Here is a 22,813-nt window from a genome sequence, read left to right on the forward strand (position 1 = left end):
GACGAATTGGTCGACCCCTTGGTCCTCATCCCTTTATAATCAATGTGGTTATTCTATAATGGCGGTGAGGAAGGGATTCGAACCCTTGATACGTTGCCGTATACACACTTTCCAGGCGTGCTCCTTCAACCACTCGGACACCTCACCATCAATTTTGATGGTGCATACTATAACGTCGGCTTAACATTAGGTCAAGCCATTATTATAGCTAGTTGCTGAATAAACTATCAATGTAGTGCAACAAAATAAGCAAAAATACCAATTACAGTAAAAATACTTACAACGGTAAATAAAGCAAGTTTTAAATCAGTATTCATAATTGTTAGTTCCTTTTATTTATCAAGTTGAGGAATAAAATCTAGCGATACCGCATTTGACGGCAATTTAGATATTAATCTTGGGTAATTTTCTGACAAATCGAGTAATATTTCAACTGCTTCATCTAAATATGAATCTTCAACTTTAAAATCCTTCGGTAAATCATCGAGTTTGGTTATCGCTGGTTTTCCGGCTCGTTTTAAACGTTCATTCATGCGTTGTAATTCTTCTTTATCGCTCTGTTTTTGAATTTTTTCACGTTCAGCTTTATTTAATGAAATAATATAATGCTTATCTTTTTCATCATTATATTTATTTATGTCCGCTAAAATATAATTAAACTCAGGGTTTGTTTTTATCCGTTCGATATGTCGCTGAATTAAATTTGGCAACAATGGTTTAATATCAAATAATACCTGATATTTTGCTTTGGTTACACTATCCCATGGTAATGCATTATCCTGAAAGCGTTCACCAGTATCATCTACATAGTGAATAGGTATCATTTCAATATCCGGCGTTACCCCTCTAATTTGCGTACTACCACCATTTATGCGATAAAACTTTTGAATAGTATACTGAATACCGCCTAATGTTGGCCAATCTGGATGCATTCTAGCATCTATTGGATAAGCAATACTCCGTGAGGTCTGCACCGTTCCCTTACCATAACTTTCTTCGCCAACGATAACTGCACGCCCATAATCTTGTAATGCGGCTGAAAAAATTTCTGATGCAGAGGCGCTGTACCGATTTATCATAACAACAAGAGGACCGCCATACTGAATAGTTGAATCATTATCTTCATATATAACCAGTTTTTGCATATTATCTTTAACCTGCACAACTGGTCCTTTTTCGATAAACAATCCTGTTAAATTAATCACTTCAGCTAAAGAACCACCACCGTTATTTCGCAAATCAATAACAATTCCTTTGACATGACTTGCATTAGCCTCAACGATAAGTTTTGAAACTCGGTCAGTTAATCCCATATAAAAACTTGGTACATCGATTAATCCAACTTTACCTTGATCAGTATCTTTAATAGTAAGTTTTGCCTCACGATCCTCAAAATGTATTTTATCTCTTTTAATTTCAATGATCTTAGATTTACTATTATTTCCCGCTGGTAAGATTTCTAGCCTAACAATCGTCCCTTTAGGGCCACGAATTTTATCGACAATATCATCTAAGCGCCAACCGATCACATCTTCGATCGTTTTACCTTTTTGACCAACACCGATAATTCGATCACCAACTTTTAATTGTTTACTTTTTTCAGCAGGTCCACCAGTAATAAACGACGTAATACTTGTATAATCATCTTCTTGTGTTAATGTTGCTCCAATTCCTTCAAATGAAAGACTCATTTCTGAATCAAATTCACGTTTGATACGCGGAGCTAAATAACTGGTATGAGGATCGATTTCACGCGCAAATGCATTCATAAAAACTTGAAATCCATCTTCAGATTTACTTTGCACTAATGTGCGTAAAATTCGATTATAGCGCTTCGTTAACACTTCTCTAATTTGTGGTTCCGTTTTACCTGATAATGCCAAACTAAGCTCATCAAATTTAACCCGTTTACGCCAATAATCATCTAATTCTTCTTCTGTTTTTGGCCAAGGTAAATTTTCACGTTTAAAATCTATCGATTCTTGTGCGGTAAAATTCATCGGTAACGCTAATTGCGTTAAAGCAAATTGATAACGTTTGAAACGTTTTTCCTGTGCTAAATTATAGATATCAAAAGCTGTTTTAAGATCGCCATTGCGCAGTTCTTGTCCTAATTGAGTTTGTTTATCTCTAAATATATCAATGTCGCTTTTTATAAAAATAGCTTTATTACTATCAAGTAATTTCAAATATCGTTCAAAAATCTTAGCAGAAAAAGCATTATCTAATTCAAATTTACGATAATGTGATTGGGTGAAGTAGTTAGTGACACGTTTAGAAACGACCTCATGAATAGGATCAGATTCCAGCTTGGGTAATTCATTAATTGAATATTCTTTTGCCTGAATTGATATGCTGAAAAATGCAGTAACAATAATTAAACTGTACAAATAGTTTTTTACAGACAAATATAGGTTTATTTTTTTCATTCAAAATCCCATTTTTACAAAGAGCTATACTAATATATGCTCAATTGTAACCGTTAGCTCCATACCAGAAGGTACTTTTACTTTAATATTTTCTTTTTCAATATTAGCTATAATTGCCGAAACTGGTTTGCTACCTAATATGATTTTCACATTACTACCAATTTGTAATTGGTCAACAGTTGGTTTATTTAATTTTGGTGTCGATTTAAACTTTGGACGGCTAATATTTGTAACATGTTTTGTTGATACACGTACATTTTCGGCAACGGATTTATTGGATGGTCCCTTCGGTGAACGTGGCGAATTCGCGGTAGCCTGTTCTTTATTTTTACTTTCTCGTTGCGCTTTGACCTTTGCTTTACTCGCTTTTAATAATTCGGCAGCATGTGAGGCTTGTTCACTCGTTACGGTATCGCAAGCGTTACCATCTAGATCAACACGGTTTGCACCTTCTTTAATGCAATAAAGATAGCGCCAACTTGCGGTATATAAACGCAATGCAAGTCTTAGTTTAGTTTTACTAAACTGAACGTTATCAGCAAACCGATCAATAATATCTTGAAATATACCTATTTTTAACGGTTTGGCATTACCTTCAGCTGTGAAACAATTAGGAAACTGATTCGCTAAAAAAGCAATAATTGTTTTACTACTTGATAATTCTGATTGTGTATCCATTATGAATTCCATAACAACGATTTTTATATTAATTAAAGTATTAGATGCTAAAGTATATCCTAGCTTAAATCTTTAGCAAATAATTATTATAAATATCAGCCGTAATATTATTCATTTTAAATAATACATTGATTATTATTACTCAGATGAGTAATAAGGATTTATCAAGAATCGCATATAATAAAAGCAATATTATCTAAAAGTTACATGCTCAATTCCAATAAAATCATAATTACATCAAGTTAAATTGATTATTTTTTAGAGTTCATTTGTTGTTCGACAACTCGCATGAGATCATTAATACCGTTGTGTATTAACCATGTTTTGACAAATTCTTTCTGCTCTTCTTTTAAGGCTATAAATGCTGAAATCCAGAGTTGCAAAGGTTCAATTTCACCGACCATATAAGCGGCCGAAATTTCTTTTGCTTGTAAGGTTGATTTAACAAACTCAGGTAAACTATCGATATGATATTCAATCGCTTTTCCCTGTATACCACTACGTTTTCGGCTTTTCCAACCCTCTACACGTGCTTTACGATTGATACCTTGAGGAGTGGAAGGTAGACCGTCGAACATAATCAAATCTTTTGAAGAAAACCATTGTTTTATCATTTTCCATCTCACTTTAAGAAAATAAAGAAAAAATATTAAACTTTTAAGAAAACATGTTACAATAAACTTATAAGCAACTTATTTTACCTATATTTGTAAATACGAAAACTTACTAAAATAAGTAATAAAAAATAGAGAATAACATAGATAGAAAATAAGGAAAAGACCAATGGAAAATTGCATACAAGACTGGCATAGTGCCGATATTATTGCCGCATTAAAAAAGCAAGGTTTAACACTTTCAGAATTATCACGTCAATCAGGTTTAAGTTCTACAACTTTAAATAATGCGTTAGTTAGACCTTGGACCAAAGGTGAATTAATCATATCTAATGCAATTGGTGTCAAACCAGAAGAGATCTGGCCAAGCCGCTATGTAAATATGTTAAATAAAAAACCGATAAAACGTGTATTGCGTGCAAAAATAACAAATCATCCCAAATCTTAATACTTAACCCTCTTTTACATCGTTTATTCAAATTACGAAAATATCTAAATAGTAGCAATAATAATTATTGCTACTATCGATTATTTATATAAAAACATTAGATCTATTATAAATTTAGCGTAAAATTAATTTAGCTATTCAACTTTCCACAAAGGTATTTTTTATGACACCACTAACGCAAAATTTAACCGATCTAACCTTACAACTGAAAAAAAACTGGGGTTGGTTTCTGACAATCGGTATTCTTTTAATCATTTTAGGTTTATTCGCCCTCACGTACCAATTTTTTGCCACAATATTTTCAACCTATTTTATTGGCTCTTTACTGTTAATCGCTGGTATTACACAAAGTATCCATGCTTTTCACACTAAAGGCATTGGTCAAACAACGCTTTGGGCGATCATTGGTGCATTATACATCATAGCGGGAATAAGCACTTTTATACAACCCATTACAACTTCGATTGCTATTACTTTAATTATTGCCATTTTATTAACTGCTAGTGGCATAACTCAGTGTATTGGTGCATTAAATAATCGTCATTTTCCCCGTTGGGGATGGTGGTTATTTTCAGGTATTTTAACATTATTATTAGGGCTTATCATTCTGTTTGGATGGCCTGCAGACAGTTTAACCATATTAGGTATGTTTTTAGGAGTCGATTTAATTTTTCAGGGTTGGGCCTATGTGATCATAGGGCTTGGATTGAAAGCAAATTAAATCATTTTAAAAGAAAACCGCAATATAGTTTGTTGCGGTTTTGGCTCCATTAATAAATTTCTTTATTCATGCCTTAAAGGTTTTGTTTGTTTTAACTTTTACGTCCCGTATTGTTTGTAAAATACGATGATAATTATCCAAACGCCATTGTGCAATTTTCCCATTGGCGACTGCTTTTTGTAATCCACAATTTTTATCGGTTAAATGATTACAATCACGAAACTGACAATCACTTAAGTAATCATAAAACTCTTTAAAACCTTGCATAATTTGTTGTGGTTCTAAATGCCATAAACCAAATTCACGAATACCTGGCGAATCAATAATATCCCCACCACTTGGCAGATGATATAAACGCGTTGCGGTCGTTGTATGCTGACCTAAGCCAGATACGTCTGACACCTCACCAACACTGACTTGTGTAGATAAATGCGGTAATAATTGATGAATCAAACTGGATTTTCCAACGCCGGATTGCCCTACTAAAATAGATGTTTTTGCTTGTAATGTTTGCTTAAAAATCTCTAATCCCTGTTGTTTAAGGCAAGAGATGAATAAAACTCGATACCCAAGACTTTGGTAATAAGCTAGCTGATTAAATACCGCTTGTTGTTGGATTTTATCTAACAAATCAATTTTATTTAATACAATGACAGGCTCGATCTTTGTAACTGCACAAGCGACTAAATAACGATCAATAATATTTAGAGATAACTCAGGCAATACTGCTGAAATAATCATAATTTGATCAACATTGGCGGCAACCGTTTTAATACCATCATAAAAATCTGGACGCACCAACTCGGAATGACGTGGATGAATGGCTTCAATCACACTATTAGTATGCAGATCTCTACTTTTCCGCCAAATAACGCGATCGCCTGTGACAATTGAAGCAAGTGTTCGACGAATATTGCATCGATAACTTTGCCCTTGCTTATCTTCTACCTCGGCTAACTTACCATACCGACTGATAACGATTCCTTCTTCAGGAGTCAGAAAAAGATTTTCATCATACTGTTCATGATTGCTTAACAAACGTTGCTCATGTTTAGCTTCAACACGACGTTGCTGAACTTTAGATAATCGTTTTTTTGCCACAAATCCTCATTATTACATTTCAAAAGATAGCTAATATTTCATTTTACAAGTAGACATTAATGAATAACATCACCACCATTGCTTAAGAGTATATTGCTATGAAGGAATAAGCAACCGTTTTCAGTCAAGCTAATTCTATTTTAGCCGTTTTTGATATTACCAATTGAGTACATAATCAATTTAATCGTTTTATTAATTTGTTTATCACTTACCCTATTTTTAAATCAAAGAAGAATATAAAGGCATAACTTTTCAGATTTATTTACTAAAAACGCTACCAAAAGTGATAGAATAATTAAAGTTTTATCGTATCTATTTACATTATTCAATTAAGAACAGTTATGACCATACAATTAAATAAAAACAATTTGATTTGGATAGACTTAGAAATGACGGGTTTAGATCCTAATCGTGATCGTATTATCGAAATCGCAACAATGATTACCGATTCCAATCTGAATATTCTCGCATCAGGACCGGTTTTAGCTATCTCACAACCCGATTCACAATTAGCCTTAATGGACGATTGGAATGTTAGTACTCATACCCAAACAGGTTTATTAGAGCGCGTTAAACAAAGTACGATCAATGAGCAACAAGCGGAACAACTGACTATTGATTTTATTTCACAATGGGTACCGGAAAACTGTTCACCAATTTGTGGTAATACCATCGGTCAGGATCGTCGATTTTTATTTAATTATATGCCCAAACTGGAGAAATATTTTCATTACCGTTATTTAGATGTTAGTACCGTTAAAGAGTTAGCTCATCGCTGGAAGCCAGATATCCTCAAAGGATTAAAAAAACAAGGTACGCATCAAGCGCTAGATGATATAAAAGATTCTATAGCTGAATTGGCTTATTATCGTAAATATTTTTTCAAAGAATAAAACATATGACGATTTTATATACTTGCCTTTTTTATGCTATCCAACCTCTAATTTGGTTGAGGTTATTGTGGCGTAGCCTGAAATCTCCCGATTATCGTAAACGATGGTTAGAACGTTATGGTTTTTGTAAAGGTAAAATACAGCCCAATGGTATATTGGTACATAGTGTTTCGGTAGGAGAAACGATTGCCGCAATACCGTTAATTAAACAATTGCAACAACGATATCCAGATTTACCTATTACAATCACCACTATGACGCCGACAGGTTCACAACAAGTGATAAAATCTTGGGGTAACCGTGTTAGTCATGTTTATTTACCTTACGATCTACCTGATGCAATTAGCCGTTTTTTAAATACGTTACAACCAAAATTAGTGATTATTATGGAAACTGAATTATGGCCTAATTTAATCACAGCATTATATAAACGCCATATTCCATTAATTATTGCTAATGCCAGATTATCCGCACGTTCAGCACGCGGGTATGCCAAATTTAAGAAAACGATGCAACTATTGTTACCAAAAATTAGCCATATTGCGGTACAAAATCAATTTGATGGTCAACGTTTTATTCAATTAGGTTTACCTGAATCACAATTAACAATTACTGGCAGCATTAAATTCGATATCCATCTCAATTCACAGCAACAGCAAGCTATCGCTCAATTAAAATCAACTTGGCAACTCAATAGACCAATATGGATTGCTGCCAGTACTCATCATGGTGAAGACGACATTATTTTAATTGTGCATAAAATGTTATTAAAGCACTATCCTGATTTATTATTAATTCTTGTTCCGCGGCATCCTGAGCGTTTTACCAGTGTTGAGAATCTGATCGTTGATCATGGATTAACCTATCAATTACGTAGTAAGCATGCTATACCAACAACACAAACTCAAGTTATTCTCGGTAATACCATGGGTGAATTAATGTTACTATATGGTCTTGCCAATATTGCTTTTGTGGGGGGCAGTATGGTCGATCGCGGTGGACACAATCCGCTAGAACCGGCTTTACATCATTTACCCATTATCATGGGTAAATACACTTATAACTTCAAAGTGATTTGTGAACAGTTAATTAATGCCAACGGTCTTTGGATAACAGAAACAAACAAACAAGATTTAGCTGAAAAAATTAGCACGTTATTAACTGACAATCAGCTACGCATAGATATTGGAAATAATGCTTACCAAGTTTTGAAACAAAATCAAGGTGCATTACAACGTTTATTAGACTTAATAGACAGTACGATTAATCCAATAAAAGGATAGCAATTTTATGACGTCGAAACAGGGTTTATTACTGGTCAACTTAGGCACACCGAGCCAAGCGACGCCATCAGCAATTAAGCGCTATCTCGGAGAATTCTTAACTGATCGTCATGTGGTTGATGTTAATCCAATTATTTGGTTACCCATTCTATATGGCATTGTCATTCCCAAAAGACTCAAATATATTACGCAATACTATGAGGCAATCTGGTTAAACCATCAATCACCATTATTATTTTATAGCCAGCAAATTTTGCAAAAACTTAGTAAAGCTTATCCGATGTTAAATTGCAAACTCGCCATGACGTATGGTGAACCTGATTTAGCATCAACTTTAAAACAAATGCAACAGTGTGAACAAATTGATGTTATCAGCCTATTTCCACAATACTCGACCACCACCACACTGGCCGTTAGCGACAAAATCCAATCCATCATAAAAGATTGGCAATCCCCACCAACATTAAATTTTATACGCGATTATGCCGATCACCCTAGTTATATATCCGCATTAGTACATCATATTGACAACCAAATTTGTATTGATCAACCCGATACATTATTACTGTCATACCATGGTATACCTATGCGTTATATTGCTCATCGTCGGGATGATTATGTTGATCGTTGTTTACTCACTACCGAATTACTAAAATCAAGATTGGCTAAATATTATCCCAATCTAAATATTATCCACTGTTATCAATCACGTTTTGGTAACGGTAAATGGACAGAACCTAACATTTGTGATGTCTTGATCGAATTAGCTAAACAAGGTCAATCTGTCACGGTAGTTTGCCCTGGATTTGCTGTTGATTGTATAGAAACTTTACATGAAATTAATATTGAAAATCGCCAATTATTTATGGCACATGGCGGAAAAAAATTTAATTATATATTGGCATTAAACGATAGTGATCAACAGATTGAGCTTTTAAAAAGTTTAATTAATCAAGATTAGCATTAATATATAGCAAAACAACTCAGCATTGCTAATCTGTTTTTAGTAAAGCGTATTTATAGCTCATTCGCATGATTAATAAAAAAACGTCTTAATCAACCATTCGAGAAAAACATCTACTGCACCATCAGTTAAGGTAAATATTTTCTTTTAAAATGTATTACACTAAATACCCCTAATCCTATAGCTACTTACTTATCTTATCGATAAGTAAGCAACATTTTAGTGTACAAATTATTATTATGATTACAGTTTGTAGCTAGCCGTGACTAAAAAAGCACGGGGAGTACCTGGCATACTACTTGAACGCCAATACGTTTTAGCTAACAAATTAGTTAATGCTAATGTGACATCAAATGAAGGAGATTGATAACCAACTGCTGCATTCCATAACACATAACCAGGGCGTTTAGAGGTGTTTTTATCATCATTATACATTGAACCTTTATAATTCACTTCTAGCTCAGTAAACCAATTTTCATAAGGTAAATAACGTAAATTAACATAACCACTGTGTTTTGCCGTATTTGGTAAATATTTATCTTCATTAGCTGGTGTCTTTTTATCTTTATGCACTTTCGCTTGTTGATAACTGATACCACTATTAATATACCATTGAGAACTTAACTGCCCAGTCACACTCAATTCGATACCTTGGCTGCGATCACTTCCTTTTACTTGCCAGTTATAAGGATCATTCACTGCATCAGGTTGATAACGAACATTATATAGTTCCAACTGATATACAGCAATTTGACTAGAAAGTTTATCATTTAACCAATCACTTTTGACTCCCAATTCATATTGACGTGAGTACTGTGGTTTATTATCAAAAACAGTTTGTTGATTGGTTGAAATGGTAATGATTCCTCGACCACCATAAGGCGCAAAATTCTTACTATAAGAGGCGTAAAGGCTATGTTGTTCAACCGGTTGCCAAATTAAGCCTACGCGAGGACTTAACGAATGCCCATCGTAAGAACGGCTTTGATGTCTAAGCCGGTCCTTCGAAGAAAAATCATAATTATCATAACGTAAGCCAGCTAAAATTTTCCAATGCGGATTAAAGGTGATTAAATCCTGCCAATAGAATCCTTTTGAGGTGGACTGATGATCGGTTTTAGTACTTAACTGATTATGATGTGGTTTTTTACTATTCCAATGTGGATGAAATGGATCAACCAACTCAGGATAAATATTAGTTAATGCTAACCGCGGTTGACGTTTTTCAATATTATATTCAATCCCTAACAACATATCATGATTAATATTAGCTGTATCAAATTTTCCTATTAAATCTAAAGTATTACCATACGTTTTATTGGCTGTTTCTTGCCAGGCTCGGCGAAATTGTATTTTACCTTGATACTGACAAGCTCTGCCATTTGATAATCTACCATTCAAATCACAATAATTTCCAGCATATAGATGGTCGAAATTTTGATCCGCTTTACGATATACATTGGTTAATTTCACTGACCAATTATGGTTGAATTCTAATCCTAAGACAGAACGCCAAGAATTAAATTTATCCTTTACATAGTCATCGGGATGCGCATATGCGGTCTTTTTGGAAACACCTTTCGGTAAAGTATAGTAGGCTGGGGCTCTATCCGGTTTACGCCATAGATGATCACTGGTATATTGTACTAACCAATTAACGCCATCTAAGTTATCATAAAAAATACTTGGTGAAACCATGGTATCTCGCTGTTTGATACCTTTACGGAAGCTTCCATCTGATTGGTGATCGACAGTCATTCGAATTGCCAACTTATCATTTAAGATTCGATTAATATCAACCATACCACCGTATTTATCCCATGAACCACCGCGTAAATTTAATGTTGTGGGTGAATCAAAATTGGCCTGTTTACTGATCATATTAATCATTCCACCACCGGAACCTCTACCATAAAGTACCGATGCTGGCCCTTTTAACACTTCTATACGCTCAATATTAGCTGTACTTTGTCTTACCTGCCCACTCGCTCGCACACCATCACGGTAGATATCACCGGAACTTGCTGAAAAACCACGAATTTTAATTCCTTCATCACGCATATCGTAAGTCGTATCTACCCCAGGAAGCCGATTAACAATTACCCCCAAGTCAGTCTGACCATAGACTTTTTGTTGTTCTAAATTAATCGCATTAATGGTTTGAGGAATATCTTTAACATCAAATGGCATTTTAGTCGCGGTAGATGAGTTTTTTAGTCGCTGATCATTATCATCTTTTATATTTGCTGTAACTTGCATGGTTTCAATATCGGTTTGCGCTAATTTTTTATCGGTTGCATTCACGGCTATTGATAACGTGCTACTTAAGGTCAATATAACAAATTGATTAAAATACTTTCGCTGCATTGTTATTCCCATTTTTTATGTTTTAGATTAATTTTTAAACACTCTAAATGGTAATGATTATTATTTATAAATGCAAATTATTTTTATTTATGGAAAAGTTAAGAAATCATATTTATTAAAAATATAGCCAAGTAGTAATTTTCATTAAAATCAAAAGCTAAAATTCAAACAAAGGGATTCAATTAAACTTCAGTGAATAAAAATTTTACATAATCATCGGTTTGAACTAATATGCTATAACATAATTAAGATATGTGATTTATTTTATGTATAAAAGCAATAAAACTCCCCGACACTTATTTATACAACAAGATCTACTTAACCGAATTCAATCAGGCGAATATAGCGAAGGTCAATTAATTCCAAAGGAAAATGAGCTTACTGAAATTTATCAAGTGAGTCGTCCTACTATCCGGCAAGCCATACAATCTTTAGTTAATCAAGGTTATTTAGAACGACGAAAAAAACGTGGCACCGTGGTATGCCAACCGAAAATCAAACAGGAATTTACACATGTTATCGAAAGTTATGATTCTGAAATGAATCGTAAAGGTTTAATTCCAAGAACCCATGTGTTAACGTTTAAAATTGATAGGGCCAATTCTGAGATTGCTACCAATCTTAATATTGCTCAAAACGATGAAATTTATAAATTAGTACGTTTGCGTTATGCTGGAAATAAACCGATTGTTCTTGTAACAACCTATCTACCGTTAACGCATTTACCTAATTTACTTAACATTGATTTTACTTCAGAAAGACTTTATGAAGTTTTAAAAAAAATGCAATTTCCTATTTTACAAATACGTCGCAAACTCGATGTATTAAAAGCAGATGAAACCACTGCCCATCTTTTAGATATAGACGAAAATGATCCTATTTTTTACTTTCATTCCTTAGGTTTTACTAAAAATCGTTTACCAATTGAATACTCGATATCAAAATATCGCGGTGATATTAATTCCTTTGTTTTTGAACTTAATAACAAAGTTGAATGAGATAGCCATTTATTTTCAATCACTTATATTGAATCGCTAATCAAATCCATTTGGTTACATTGATTTTAGCAACAGGTTATTAATGTAATAGTCTTAATAGGTTTAGCCCTGTTAGACAATTTCAATGGTATCTTTCGCTGCTATTATTAACTCCTGTTTAAGTTGTTCAATAATCTCGATACCTGCGCTGGTCCCAATCCGTTGTGCGCCAGCGGCGATCATTTGTTTGAAAGTATTTGCATCACGAATACCACCTGCTGCCTTAACTTTAACACTTGGATCAACATGTTGTTTCATCAATTTAACATCCGCTAGTGTTGCCCCTGATACACCAAAACCAGTGGATGTTTTAATAAAATCGGGTTTAACTTTACTGGCGATTTTACATAATGCTATTTTTTCATCATCTGTGAGATAACAATTCTCGAATATGACTTTTGATATCACATTATGCTGTCGGCAGATAGCAACAATTTTTTGCATCTCGTTTTCAATATAAGTAAAATTGCCGACCTTTAATTCTGTTATGTTAATGACATAATCAATCTCTGTTGCACCATTTTCTATCGCATTTAATGTTTCAAAACATTTTACTTCAAGGGTAACTTGACCTAAGGGAAAAGCAATTGCCGCCCCCACATCGACTGCTGTGCCACTTAAATATATAGCACACCGTTTAGACTGAACCTGATTAATCGCCACCATTTTAAACTGATATTCTTTCGCCTCCCGACAGAGCTTTTCTATGGCGTTTGGTGTAGCGTCTGGTTTTAAATTTGTATGATCAATAAATTGACAGAGTTGCTGTAAAGTATAGTGAGCCATAATACTTTCCTTTTACCTAATATGTAATGACATATAATATAAACTTACATGCTATTGTCAATAAAATAAAAGTATAAAAATGTGATAACAATCTCATTTATAAAATAATTTAATTTTTATCGTTTGTTATTAAATTTTTAATATGTAAAGATATAAAACATATAATACTTTTATTATATAAGGAAAAGTCATGAAAATCGTTATAACATCACACGGTGAACTATGCGAAGCAATATTAAAAAGCTATCAAATGATTGCCGGAAATCCTGATATTTTTACAGCTATAAAACTTGATGACAATGGTATTGCTGATTTTAGTCAACGATTAATTAATATGTTAGATCTTTTAACACAAAAAGAACCCGTATTAGTATTTTGTGATTTAATCGGTGGTACTCCCTATAATGAAAGCTATCGCTATGCATTAGCCAACCCAAATAAAATAAGAATTGTTACCGGCTATAACCTACCAATCTTAATAGAAGTTGGTACCGTCTCTGCAACAGAAACGGATATCGATAAACTCGTTAAAATCGCATTAGAAACTGGACATTCGTCAATATCCACACCTCCATTAACGAATAATTTTACCGAAGATTCGATTTTTTAGCTGTTATAAGCAGGAGAATTCATTATGACAATTACATTTACACGAGTAGATGACCGCGTAATCCATGGTCAAATTACCACTCGCTGGTCTAAAGTTAGGCCTGTTGATGGCATTTTAGTGATCGGAGACAACATCGCAGCTGATGAATTACGTAAACGAGTCCTTAAAGCCGCAGCAGGGAACCTTAAAATCGGTATTTATACGGTGCAACAAGGTATAGAAAAAATTCAACAAGGTATCGAATCATCAAAAAACTTTTTTTTAATTAGTGATTCACCACAAACTTTTGCCAAATTATTAGCAGCCGGTGGCAACATTGGCAAAACGCTTAATGTTGGCTGCATGAATACGCGTGCTGGGGCAAAAGTTATTGGTAGAACAGTCGCAATTGACGACAACGACTACCAAGCTTTCGACTACATTCAAAGCAAAGGCGTTAATATTGAATTTCAACTTTTGCCTGATGATGATGCTAAAAGTTGGGATAGCATGAAGAAAAAATATGATGCAGCTTAACCAATAACATAAAGGAAAATATTATGGAAGTTTCACTTTTTATTCCAGCTTTATTTACTGGCCTATTTTGTTATTTAGGTGCAATAGAATCACCTTGGTTATTTGGAATGTCGGGGGGATTCTATATTGTTGGTAGACCACTTGTTGCCGGGCTACTTGTCGGCTTAGCATTTGGTAATATACAAGCAGGTGTTATGTGTGGATTAGCTGTACAAACGGTATTCATCGCTAACTTATCCACTGGTGGCGCAACAAACAGCGAGATCACTTATGCCGCATATGGTGGTATTGGACTCGCGCTTGCTACAACCCAAAATCCCGCTATCGCTGTAACGCTATCTGTTTTGTTAGGACAAACCTTCGGGTTAATCTTTTATAATACTCGTATGGCACTCTATTCATTTTGGAATAACCGCGCCCAACAAGCAGCAGAAAATGGTAATAGCCGAGGAATTGTCCTTAATCATCTTATCTATCCTCAGATTACCACCTTCCTTATTCGTGCCGTACCGATATTTTTAGCTATATATTATGGTGCAAATCTTGTTGATTGGTTATTAAAAAACGTACCGCAAGTCATTACCCACATTATTTCAGTATTAGGAGGGGTATTACCTGCACTTGGTATTGCGATGCTGATGAATATTGTAATTAAGTCAAGGATCCAGTTTATTTTCTTTTTCTTTGGTTTTGTTCTGTTGGCCTTTACTGAAATCAGTATGATTGCGTTGGTATTTATTTCAGCTTTAATCGCTTATCTATACTTTGTTGCCAACAATAAAGTAGCTGCATCAAATGTACCAGCAACAAATACCAATAGTGGCAATACCGCCAATGAAGTTTTTGAAGATGAAGATCTATTCTGAGTGGAGAATCTATAATGGACAAGCAAACTGAAAAACCAAGGCTAACCAAAAAAGAATTACGTCAGATTTGGTATCGTTGGGGATTTACCCATCTTTCTTCAATGAGTTATGAAAAATTACAAGCTCATGCTTGGGCTTTTTCTTACCTTCCATTTGTGGAAAAATATTATAAAAATGCTCCTGATGCCAAAAAGCGATTACTCGTCCGTCATTCTATGTTTTATAATACTGAACCGCAAACCGGGCAAATTATTAACGGTATTGTGGCTTCAATGGAAGAAGAAATCGCTCTAGGTAAAGATGTCCCCGAAGAATTACCTATCAACATCAAAGCAACATTAATGGGTCCCTTAGCTGGGATTGGTGATTCATTAATTCAAGGAATTATTGTACCTGTGTTGCTGTCGATTGCTATGGGGATGGCGACAAATGGTAATCCTATCGGTCCCATCTTTTATATCCTTGCCTATGGTATTTTAGGACCTTTAATTTCTTATCTGAGTTTTTTCAATGGCTATCGACTCGGTCTTAACGCAATTGATAATATTATTGGTGATAATGTAAAACGTATCACTGATGCCTTTAATGTTCTGGGTATAATGGTAGTAGGTGGTTTGGCTGCTGGAAATATTATTTTAAATAGCCAACTAGAAATCCCAATGGGCGAGTCAATTAAACCATTACAAGAGGTTTTAGACGGGATTTTTCCGAAAATTTTACCACTATGCATGGTGTTATTAGCCTGGTGGTTAATTTCGGTTAAACAAATGACAGCCACAACTGTAATTTTAATATTAACCGCCATTACTTCTGTTGGTGTTGTAATTGGTCTATTTTAAATTTTAATATATATGCCAACCTAAAAGGTTGGCATTATTAAACTTTCGCAATTCACTAATCAAATTAATTGATTTTTCACCAGTTTTACAAAATAGGCTACCCCAGTCGTGAGAATTTCATCATTAAAATTAAACTGAGGATGATGTAAATTCGCGCCAGGACCGGTACCTAACCAAATATAGGCACCTGGCTTAACTTGTAACATAAAAGCAAAATCTTCCGACCCCATTGATGGTGGAATATCACAATGTACTTTATCATTACCAACAAGTGCAATAGCAGCATCAAGCGCTAAATCAGTTGCATATTCATGGTTTACAGTGGTTGGATAACGTCGTTGATAATTAACTTGTGCCGTAGCGTGAAACGTATTTGCAATGCCTTGCGCAATTTCCTTAATACGTTGTTCCGCTAAATCTTGTACCGCTGGTTTGAAGGTACGAACTGTACCACGAATCACCGCTTCTTGGGGTAAAACATTCCAGGTATCACCACTATGAATTTGCGTTACACTAATAACAATTGAATCAATAGGATTAATATTGCGGCTAACAATCGTTTGTAAAGAGTTAACCACCTGGGTTGCTGTGACTATGGTATCATAACCATTATGTGGTCCGGCAGCATGCGCACCTTTACCGACGATCTTGATGTCAAAAACATCATAAGCTGCCATAAATGGTCCTTTACGGATATAAAATTCACCAAATGCCATATTCGGTTGATTATGCAAACCATAAATTTCCTCAATTGGGAAGCGATCAAACAAACCACGTTCCACCATAACGCGACCACCACCTTCATTCTCCTCAGCAGGTTGAAAAATAACCACCACTGTTCCAGCAAAATCACGATGGCTGGCCAAATATTTTGCGGTACCTAATAACATGGCGGTATGACCATCATGACCACAAGCATGCATTTTACCTTTGATCTTTGAGCAATAATCTATTTGATTATCTTCAATAATATCTAATGCATCAATATCTGCTCGTAAACCAATCCATTTACCGGCTTTATTTCCCTTTATGATAGCTACAACACCCGTTGGCGCAAACTCCGTGTACAATTCATCGATACCAAATGATCGTAATTTTTCAATAATAAATGCCGTTGTGTTATGTTCTTCAAACGCCGTTTCGGGATAACTGTGAATATGGTGACGCCATTGAATCATCTCTTGCTTTAAACGTAAAATTTCTGGATGCAAATCTTGGGTCATATTTAATATCCTTGTGAGTATAAATTCAATAGATTAAATTGCTGGTTAATTAAACACTTTATCAGAATAAGCAAAATGGTTGTGGTTAATGAAAATCATCTCATTGCTTATCATCAAAGTAAATTTTAATACACACACTATAAATCCAGTCAAGAATAAATCAGAAATGATGAATTTGAATATATTTATGTTTATTTGTTATATTGTTAAATAGTTTATCTTATTACAAAAAAGACATCATAAAATTAACCATCAATGCCAGATAAAATATTGCCTACAATTTATTTGCGTCAAGATAAACCATGTCGACAACAAAAATAGTTTACATCAATTTGTAATGTAAAAATGACTTATGAGCGAGAATCAGAGAATATGAAAAACTTAGGATTGGTTGGCAAGAGCGGATTACTAATATTTTATGCTAGTACGGTGGAGCATTGCCAAAACCATTTTATCTTGCGGCGATTGGCATGAACTTCCTAGCGGTTTCAACCTATCAAACTATAGGCAATAAAAAAGCCCACTCATTAAGTAGGCTCTTTTATTTGAAATTGGTCGGCGAGAGAGGATTCGAACCTCCGACCCACTGGTCCCAAACCAGTTGCGCTACCAAGCTGCGCTACTCGCCGTTAGGATGCGCATGATATCTTGCTTATTTAAAACTGTCAATAGTTATTGATTCATTTTACATTAAATTAGCGTAAAAGATAGCAATTAATTGATAAGTATCAGAAAACTTACCACCGGCTTGAAGGAATAAATAAAATGCACGGCGCTTAAAATGAACTTATTACCACCAACTCATTAATATATCGGTGCCTATTTCGCTATATATGATTTAACCATTAACAACATGCTGTAATACTTACGCCAATAATTTGTGGTCCTTATTCCTGTAAAAACAAAAATCATCAACATTGTGTTGGATACAACTTTTATCATGACTGAAAATTGAGCTTCGATGGCGGGATTGTTATAAGGTAACAAATTATGCTGAATGTAGAACTCTGGTTTATCTGGTATTTATTCTTATTTCTATCTATATATACAGTGATAATCAAACATCATTATAATTGTGGAATGATATTGATTATATATCGACTAAAATTGAAACATTATTAAACAACAAATTTAAGGTAAATCATCGTGTGCATGATATCATAAAAGAACGACATAAAACGGTGTAATTACCGTTCTATGTACTTAAACCAATATGATATTAAATAATAATTAATTCGCCATTATTCCTGATGATTTAAAGGTGCTGGTGTTTTACCAATCCGTTGATAAAAATCACTGACAAATTCTTCATAACGTTTATCTGCCACTGCCTGTCTAATTTCAGCCATCAGACGTTGATAATAACGTAAGTTATGAATAGTATTTAATCTAGCCCCTAAAATCTCGCCACATTTATCTAAATGATGCAGGTAAGATTTAGTATAATTTTTACAAGTATAACAATCACATTCTGGATCGAGTGGTGTGGTATCATCGCGATATTTCGCATTGCGAATTTTAATCACCCCATTAGTAACAAATAAGTGACCATTACGGGCATTACGGGTTGGCATGACGCAATCAAACATATCAATTCCCCGCCGCACACCTTCCACCAAATCTTCCGGTTTACCAACCCCCATTAAATAACGTGGTTTATCGGCCGGTAACTGTGGGCAAGTACCCTCTAAAATACGATGCATATCTGCCTTCGGTTCACCAACAGCAAGCCCACCAACAGCATAACCATCAAAACCAATTTCGGTTAAACCTTTAATTGAAATATCACGCAATTCTTGATGAATCCCTCCTTGCACAATACCAAATAGTGCATTTTGGTTACCTAATTCATCAAATCGTCGACGGCTGCGTTTAGCCCAACGTAATGACATTTCCATCGAACGTTTCACATAATCCCAATCAGCTGGGAATGGCGCACATTCGTCAAAAATCATCACGATATCAGAACCCAGATCGTATTGAATTTCCATTGAAATTTCAGGTGATAAGAAAATTGCATCACCATTGATAGGATTACGAAAATAGACGCCTTCTTCTTTGATTTTACGTAGATCACCCAAGCTAAATACCTGAAAACCACCAGAATCGGTGAGAATAGGACCTTGCCATTGCATAAAATCATGCAAATCACCATGTTTACGCATAACCGCTTGACCTGGTCTTAACCACAAATGGAAAGTGTTACCTAATAAAATTTGTGCCCCCGTTGCTGCAACTTCTTCTGGGGTCATCCCTTTTACCGTGCCGTAAGTCCCTACTGGCATAAAAGCAGGTGTTTCGACTGTATATTCCACCCCTCGGCGATCAAATTTCATTCTTCCACGACGAGCGAGTCCATCGGTATTATCTAATTCAAACTTCATATCAACCTCTTGCAACCAAATATACAGTTTGGCGCGCTATTACTATTACTCATGAACTTATATTATAAAAACGCCTTTTATAACATAAAATCCCCTCAATTAAGCAGATTATGATACCATATTCACCATCATTTAACGATAAGGTACAAATGGAAAAAAATGAAAGGTTTGAGTTTTTCAGTTGTGTTAGCTTGCTGTACGATGATACTCGCATCATGTCAGGCTGATAAAAAAGTCATTATGAATCAACAACAACTCGCGCAATTAACGGAACAACAAATTATTCAATTCAATCAACAAAGCTGTGCCAGACAAGATCGCTATGAAGTTTTAACCAGCCCATCACATGCATTACAATTACAGTTGAATCAAATTACCCAATTATTACCCAAATCGATAAATGGAAAAGTGTTAAATTATCGAGTTTATTTAAATACACAACCTGCGGCCTGGGCATCATTAAATGGTTGTATCAGGGTTACCAGTGGATTATTAAAAACATTAAATAACAATGAAGTTCAGGCAGTTATCGCTCATGAAATTGGACATATTGCCTTAAACCACTCAATCAATGCATTCCACGCGGCTAAATCAGCCGAAATTATGAGTAATGGCGAAATTATCCTGCTTACCCCACAATCACTATCACAACGACAAGAGTTAGAAGCGGATGAATTTGCGATTCGTTTATTAAAGCAATCCCATATTGACCCAAATGGATTAATCACCATGATGGATAAACTCAATCATCATCAAAAACAAACCAGCTATTCACATCCCGATGCTATCGCTAGAAAGAATATCCTCATTGAGAAAATCCATTCACCATCAACTGATTGATACATTACGCCATTAACCTTATGCAAAAAAATGCCTAAGGTTAATATTGAATTACTTTTTGGTGATAAACATTGCATCACCGTAACTAAAAAAGCGATATCGCTGTTTCACGGCTTCTTGATAAGCGCACATGGTATTTTCATAACCGGCAAAAGCCGAAACTAACATAATTAATGTTGATTCAGGTAAATGAAAATTGGTAATTAATATATCAACAACTTTAAATTGGTAACCTGGATAAATAAAAATTCGGGTATCGGCAAAAAATGGCGCAATGTGTCCCGTTTTTTGCGCCGCACTTTCTAACGCACGCACTGACGTTGTACCCACCGCAATAACCCGATTACCTCGCTCATGACAAGCTTTGACAGCATCAACAACTTCTTGCGATACTTCAGCATACTCGGCATGCATAACATGATTTTTTATATTTTCAACTCTAACCGGTTGAAATGTTCCGGCACCAACATGCAATGTAACAAATGCCATTTCAATCCCTTTCTGTTGTAATTGCGCCAACAAAGATTCATCAAAATGCAGACCGGCCGTTGGTGCAGCAACGGCGCCGGGTACTTTATTATAAATCGTTTGATAAACCTCGCGATCGTGTTCGTTATCCGGTCGGTCGATATAAGGGGGCAACGGAATATGACCAATTTGATTTAAAATAGTTAACACATCATCAGGGAATTGCAATTCAAATAACGTATCCTGTCTGGCTATCATGATCGCTTTAAATTGCTCATTTTCACCTAGAAACAGTTCGGCACCGACTTTAGGTGATTTAGATGCTTTAATATGCGCTAATACACGATTATTATCCAATAATCTTTCGACTAAAATCTCAATCTTACCACCAGAAGCTTTTCGCCCATATAAACGAGCGGGAATAACGCGTGTATTGTTAAAGACTAATAAATCACCTTTTTGTAATTTATTAACAATATCGGTAAAAACACCGTTATCCAGATGCCCCGTTGCTCCATCTAAACTAAGTAAACGGCATTCACTCCGTTTTTCGGTTGGATATCGAGCGATAAGCTCATTAGGTAAATCAAAATGAAAATCTGAAAGCTGCATAACATAAACCACATATCAAAAATAGCTCACTAGTCTAATTGGCTATTTTTCATGATGCAAGAATAAAATTTTGACAATTGATAAAGCAATCGTGTGCAGAGGTATAATGATATTTAACCCAAGCAAATTTATACCTTATATATAACGTTAGCAAAAAATCGCCGTAATTAATTTCTCATTCAAAACACCTTTAACCTATTTATTATATTGATGAAAGTTTATTTTTTGTTAAAAAATAGATTCCAAAACACACAGAGTATTATGTTAAAATATATATAAATTAATTACATACTAAAAGTATGTTCATTTAACTTTGACTGATAGGAATGATAAGATGAAAGTAAAATTAATGGTTTTATTGATGTTAGGATTATCGACCACCGCCTGCCAAATCACCCCTGAAAAATTAGTAACAGTAGGGGCAGAAGCGTATGAAACAGCCACATTATCTAATCAAGATATTAAACAATTAAGCGATGATTCCTGCAAACAAATGGATGCAAAATCTCACATCGCTCCCGAAAATAGCCCTTATACTCAGCGTTTGAATCAAATTGCTAAAACTTTAGGCTATACGATTAATGGTACAAAAATTAATTATAAAGTTTATTTAACCCAAGATGTCAATGCATGGGCAATGGCAAATGGTTGCGTACGTGTTTACAGTGGATTAATGGATAAAATGACTGATAACGAAATTCAAGGTGTATTGGGTCATGAACTCGGTCATGTTGCGCTGGGTCATAGTAAAAAAGCTATGCAAGTAGCCTATGCAACACAGATAACACGCGGGCTCATCGCAACATCCACCAATTCAACCTTGGCAACTTTAACCGAATCACAAATCGGTGATCTGGCTGAGCAGCTGATTAATTCCCAGTTTTCACAAAAGCAAGAAACACAAGCCGATAATTACTCTTTTAATTTCCTGGTCAAAAAAGGGATCAATCCAATAGGCATAGCTAATGCATTTGATAAACTAGGTGGTGGCGATGCTTCGATTTTAAGCTCACATCCGTCGTCCAAACAACGGGCAGACAATATTCGGCAAAAAATTGCCCAGATGAAAAAAACGCAATAACTTCACTTGATGATGTTTAATTTACAAAGATTTTTTTGATCCCAATAAAGAGA

The 22,813-nt window shown here is 34.9% G+C and carries 21 protein-coding genes and 2 tRNA genes; 12 read left to right on the forward strand and 11 right to left on the reverse strand.

Annotated elements, in window-relative coordinates; genetic code table 11:
- Positions 1–59 precede the first annotated feature (59 nt).
- The 4 genes from JMI89_RS09860 to JMI89_RS09875 all read right to left on the reverse strand — a co-directional run bounded on the left by JMI89_RS09860 (position 60) and on the right by JMI89_RS09875 (position 3,721).
- Positions 60–147 (reverse strand) — tRNA-Ser (locus tag JMI89_RS09860).
- A gap of 185 nt (positions 148–332) precedes the next feature.
- On the reverse strand, positions 333–2,429 hold the full coding sequence (gene prc / locus JMI89_RS09865; RefSeq protein ID WP_220679982.1) for a carboxy terminal-processing peptidase: 2,097 nt from the start codon (positions 2,427–2,429) through the stop codon (positions 333–335).
- A gap of 24 nt (positions 2,430–2,453) precedes the next feature.
- On the reverse strand, positions 2,454–3,107 hold the full coding sequence (proQ, locus tag JMI89_RS09870) for an RNA chaperone ProQ (protein ID WP_220679983.1): 654 nt from the start codon (positions 3,105–3,107) through the stop codon (positions 2,454–2,456).
- Positions 3,108–3,358: 251 nt separating this feature from the next.
- The gene (locus JMI89_RS09875; protein ID WP_220679984.1) at positions 3,359–3,721 is read right to left on the reverse strand and encodes a DNA-binding protein; all 363 of its coding nucleotides are present in this window, start codon (positions 3,719–3,721) and stop codon (positions 3,359–3,361) included.
- Positions 3,722–3,890: 169 nt separating this feature from the next.
- Between JMI89_RS09875 and JMI89_RS09880 the strand changes: the two genes are divergently transcribed.
- Complete coding sequence (locus tag JMI89_RS09880) at positions 3,891–4,169, forward strand: helix-turn-helix domain-containing protein (protein WP_187755921.1); 279 nt, start codon at positions 3,891–3,893, stop codon at positions 4,167–4,169.
- A gap of 163 nt (positions 4,170–4,332) precedes the next feature.
- A complete protein-coding gene (locus JMI89_RS09885; protein ID WP_220679985.1) occupies positions 4,333–4,890 on the forward strand; it encodes an HdeD family acid-resistance protein in 558 nt (185 codons plus the stop codon).
- Between the two features lie 66 nt (positions 4,891–4,956).
- Here JMI89_RS09885 and rsgA read toward each other — a convergent pair whose 3' ends face one another.
- A complete protein-coding gene (gene rsgA, locus JMI89_RS09890; protein WP_187755923.1) occupies positions 4,957–5,991 on the reverse strand; it encodes a small ribosomal subunit biogenesis GTPase RsgA in 1,035 nt (344 codons plus the stop codon).
- Between the two features lie 341 nt (positions 5,992–6,332).
- Here rsgA and orn point away from each other — a divergent pair, with 341 nt between their 5' ends.
- From orn to hemH, 3 genes are read left to right on the forward strand one after another with little or no spacing between them, the layout of a single operon-like run.
- On the forward strand, positions 6,333–6,884 hold the full coding sequence (orn, locus tag JMI89_RS09895; RefSeq protein ID WP_220679986.1) for an oligoribonuclease: 552 nt from the start codon (positions 6,333–6,335) through the stop codon (positions 6,882–6,884).
- A 5-nt stretch (positions 6,885–6,889) separates the two neighbouring features.
- Entirely contained in the window at positions 6,890–8,167 is a 1,278-nt protein-coding gene (gene waaA, locus JMI89_RS09900; protein ID WP_187755924.1) for a lipid IV(A) 3-deoxy-D-manno-octulosonic acid transferase, read from the forward strand.
- A gap of 7 nt (positions 8,168–8,174) precedes the next feature.
- Positions 8,175–9,128 carry a ferrochelatase gene (gene hemH / locus JMI89_RS09905; RefSeq protein WP_187755925.1) on the forward strand — a complete coding sequence of 318 codons (954 nt, stop codon included), beginning with the start codon at positions 8,175–8,177 and terminating at the stop codon, positions 9,126–9,128.
- A gap of 246 nt (positions 9,129–9,374) precedes the next feature.
- On the opposite strand, the gene JMI89_RS09910 is transcribed toward hemH, so the two are convergent.
- Positions 9,375–11,498, reverse strand: coding sequence for a TonB-dependent siderophore receptor (locus tag JMI89_RS09910; protein WP_187755926.1), 2,124 nt, complete (start codon positions 11,496–11,498; stop codon positions 9,375–9,377).
- Between the two features lie 266 nt (positions 11,499–11,764).
- Here JMI89_RS09910 and JMI89_RS09915 point away from each other — a divergent pair, with 266 nt between their 5' ends.
- Positions 11,765–12,496, forward strand: a complete 732-nt coding sequence (locus JMI89_RS09915; protein ID WP_187755927.1) for a GntR family transcriptional regulator — start codon at positions 11,765–11,767, stop codon at positions 12,494–12,496.
- 111 nt (positions 12,497–12,607) lie between these two features.
- Here JMI89_RS09915 and deoC read toward each other — a convergent pair whose 3' ends face one another.
- Positions 12,608–13,321, reverse strand: coding sequence for a deoxyribose-phosphate aldolase (gene deoC, locus JMI89_RS09920; protein ID WP_187755928.1), 714 nt, complete (start codon positions 13,319–13,321; stop codon positions 12,608–12,610).
- Between the two features lie 190 nt (positions 13,322–13,511).
- On the opposite strand from deoC, the gene JMI89_RS09925 reads away from it, so the two are divergent.
- From JMI89_RS09925 to JMI89_RS09940, 4 genes are read left to right on the forward strand one after another with little or no spacing between them, the layout of a single operon-like run.
- Entirely contained in the window at positions 13,512–13,931 is a 420-nt protein-coding gene (locus JMI89_RS09925) for a PTS sugar transporter subunit IIA (RefSeq protein WP_187755929.1), read from the forward strand.
- Between the two features lie 24 nt (positions 13,932–13,955).
- Positions 13,956–14,447, forward strand: coding sequence for a PTS sugar transporter subunit IIB (locus JMI89_RS09930; RefSeq protein WP_187755930.1), 492 nt, complete (start codon positions 13,956–13,958; stop codon positions 14,445–14,447).
- A gap of 23 nt (positions 14,448–14,470) precedes the next feature.
- Positions 14,471–15,313, forward strand: coding sequence for a PTS sugar transporter subunit IIC (locus JMI89_RS09935; protein ID WP_187755931.1), 843 nt, complete (start codon positions 14,471–14,473; stop codon positions 15,311–15,313).
- 14 nt (positions 15,314–15,327) lie between these two features.
- On the forward strand, positions 15,328–16,152 hold the full coding sequence (locus JMI89_RS09940; protein ID WP_187755932.1) for a PTS system mannose/fructose/sorbose family transporter subunit IID: 825 nt from the start codon (positions 15,328–15,330) through the stop codon (positions 16,150–16,152).
- A 59-nt stretch (positions 16,153–16,211) separates the two neighbouring features.
- On the opposite strand, the gene JMI89_RS09945 is transcribed toward JMI89_RS09940, so the two are convergent.
- The 3 genes from JMI89_RS09945 to tgt form a co-directional block, all read right to left on the reverse strand.
- Positions 16,212–17,375, reverse strand: coding sequence for a M20 aminoacylase family protein (locus JMI89_RS09945; protein WP_187755933.1), 1,164 nt, complete (start codon positions 17,373–17,375; stop codon positions 16,212–16,214).
- A gap of 552 nt (positions 17,376–17,927) precedes the next feature.
- Positions 17,928–18,004 (reverse strand) — tRNA-Pro (locus tag JMI89_RS09950).
- Between the two features lie 612 nt (positions 18,005–18,616).
- Positions 18,617–19,759 (reverse strand): tRNA guanosine(34) transglycosylase Tgt, encoded by a 1,143-nt coding sequence (gene tgt / locus JMI89_RS09955; protein ID WP_187755934.1) that lies wholly within the window; start codon positions 19,757–19,759, stop codon positions 18,617–18,619.
- 159 nt (positions 19,760–19,918) lie between these two features.
- On the opposite strand from tgt, the gene JMI89_RS09960 reads away from it, so the two are divergent.
- Entirely contained in the window at positions 19,919–20,599 is a 681-nt protein-coding gene (locus JMI89_RS09960; protein WP_187755935.1) for a M48 family metalloprotease, read from the forward strand.
- A 51-nt stretch (positions 20,600–20,650) separates the two neighbouring features.
- Here JMI89_RS09960 and queA read toward each other — a convergent pair whose 3' ends face one another.
- Positions 20,651–21,679 (reverse strand): tRNA preQ1(34) S-adenosylmethionine ribosyltransferase-isomerase QueA, encoded by a 1,029-nt coding sequence (gene queA / locus JMI89_RS09965; protein WP_187755936.1) that lies wholly within the window; start codon positions 21,677–21,679, stop codon positions 20,651–20,653.
- Positions 21,680–22,013: 334 nt separating this feature from the next.
- Here queA and JMI89_RS09970 point away from each other — a divergent pair, with 334 nt between their 5' ends.
- Positions 22,014–22,760, forward strand: a complete 747-nt coding sequence (locus JMI89_RS09970; protein ID WP_220679987.1) for a M48 family metallopeptidase — start codon at positions 22,014–22,016, stop codon at positions 22,758–22,760.
- The last annotated feature ends 53 nt before the right edge of the window (positions 22,761–22,813 follow it).

This window comes from Frischella sp. Ac48, from assembly GCF_019641635.1.
Taxonomy (GTDB): domain Bacteria; phylum Pseudomonadota; class Gammaproteobacteria; order Enterobacterales; family Orbaceae; genus Frischella; species Frischella japonica.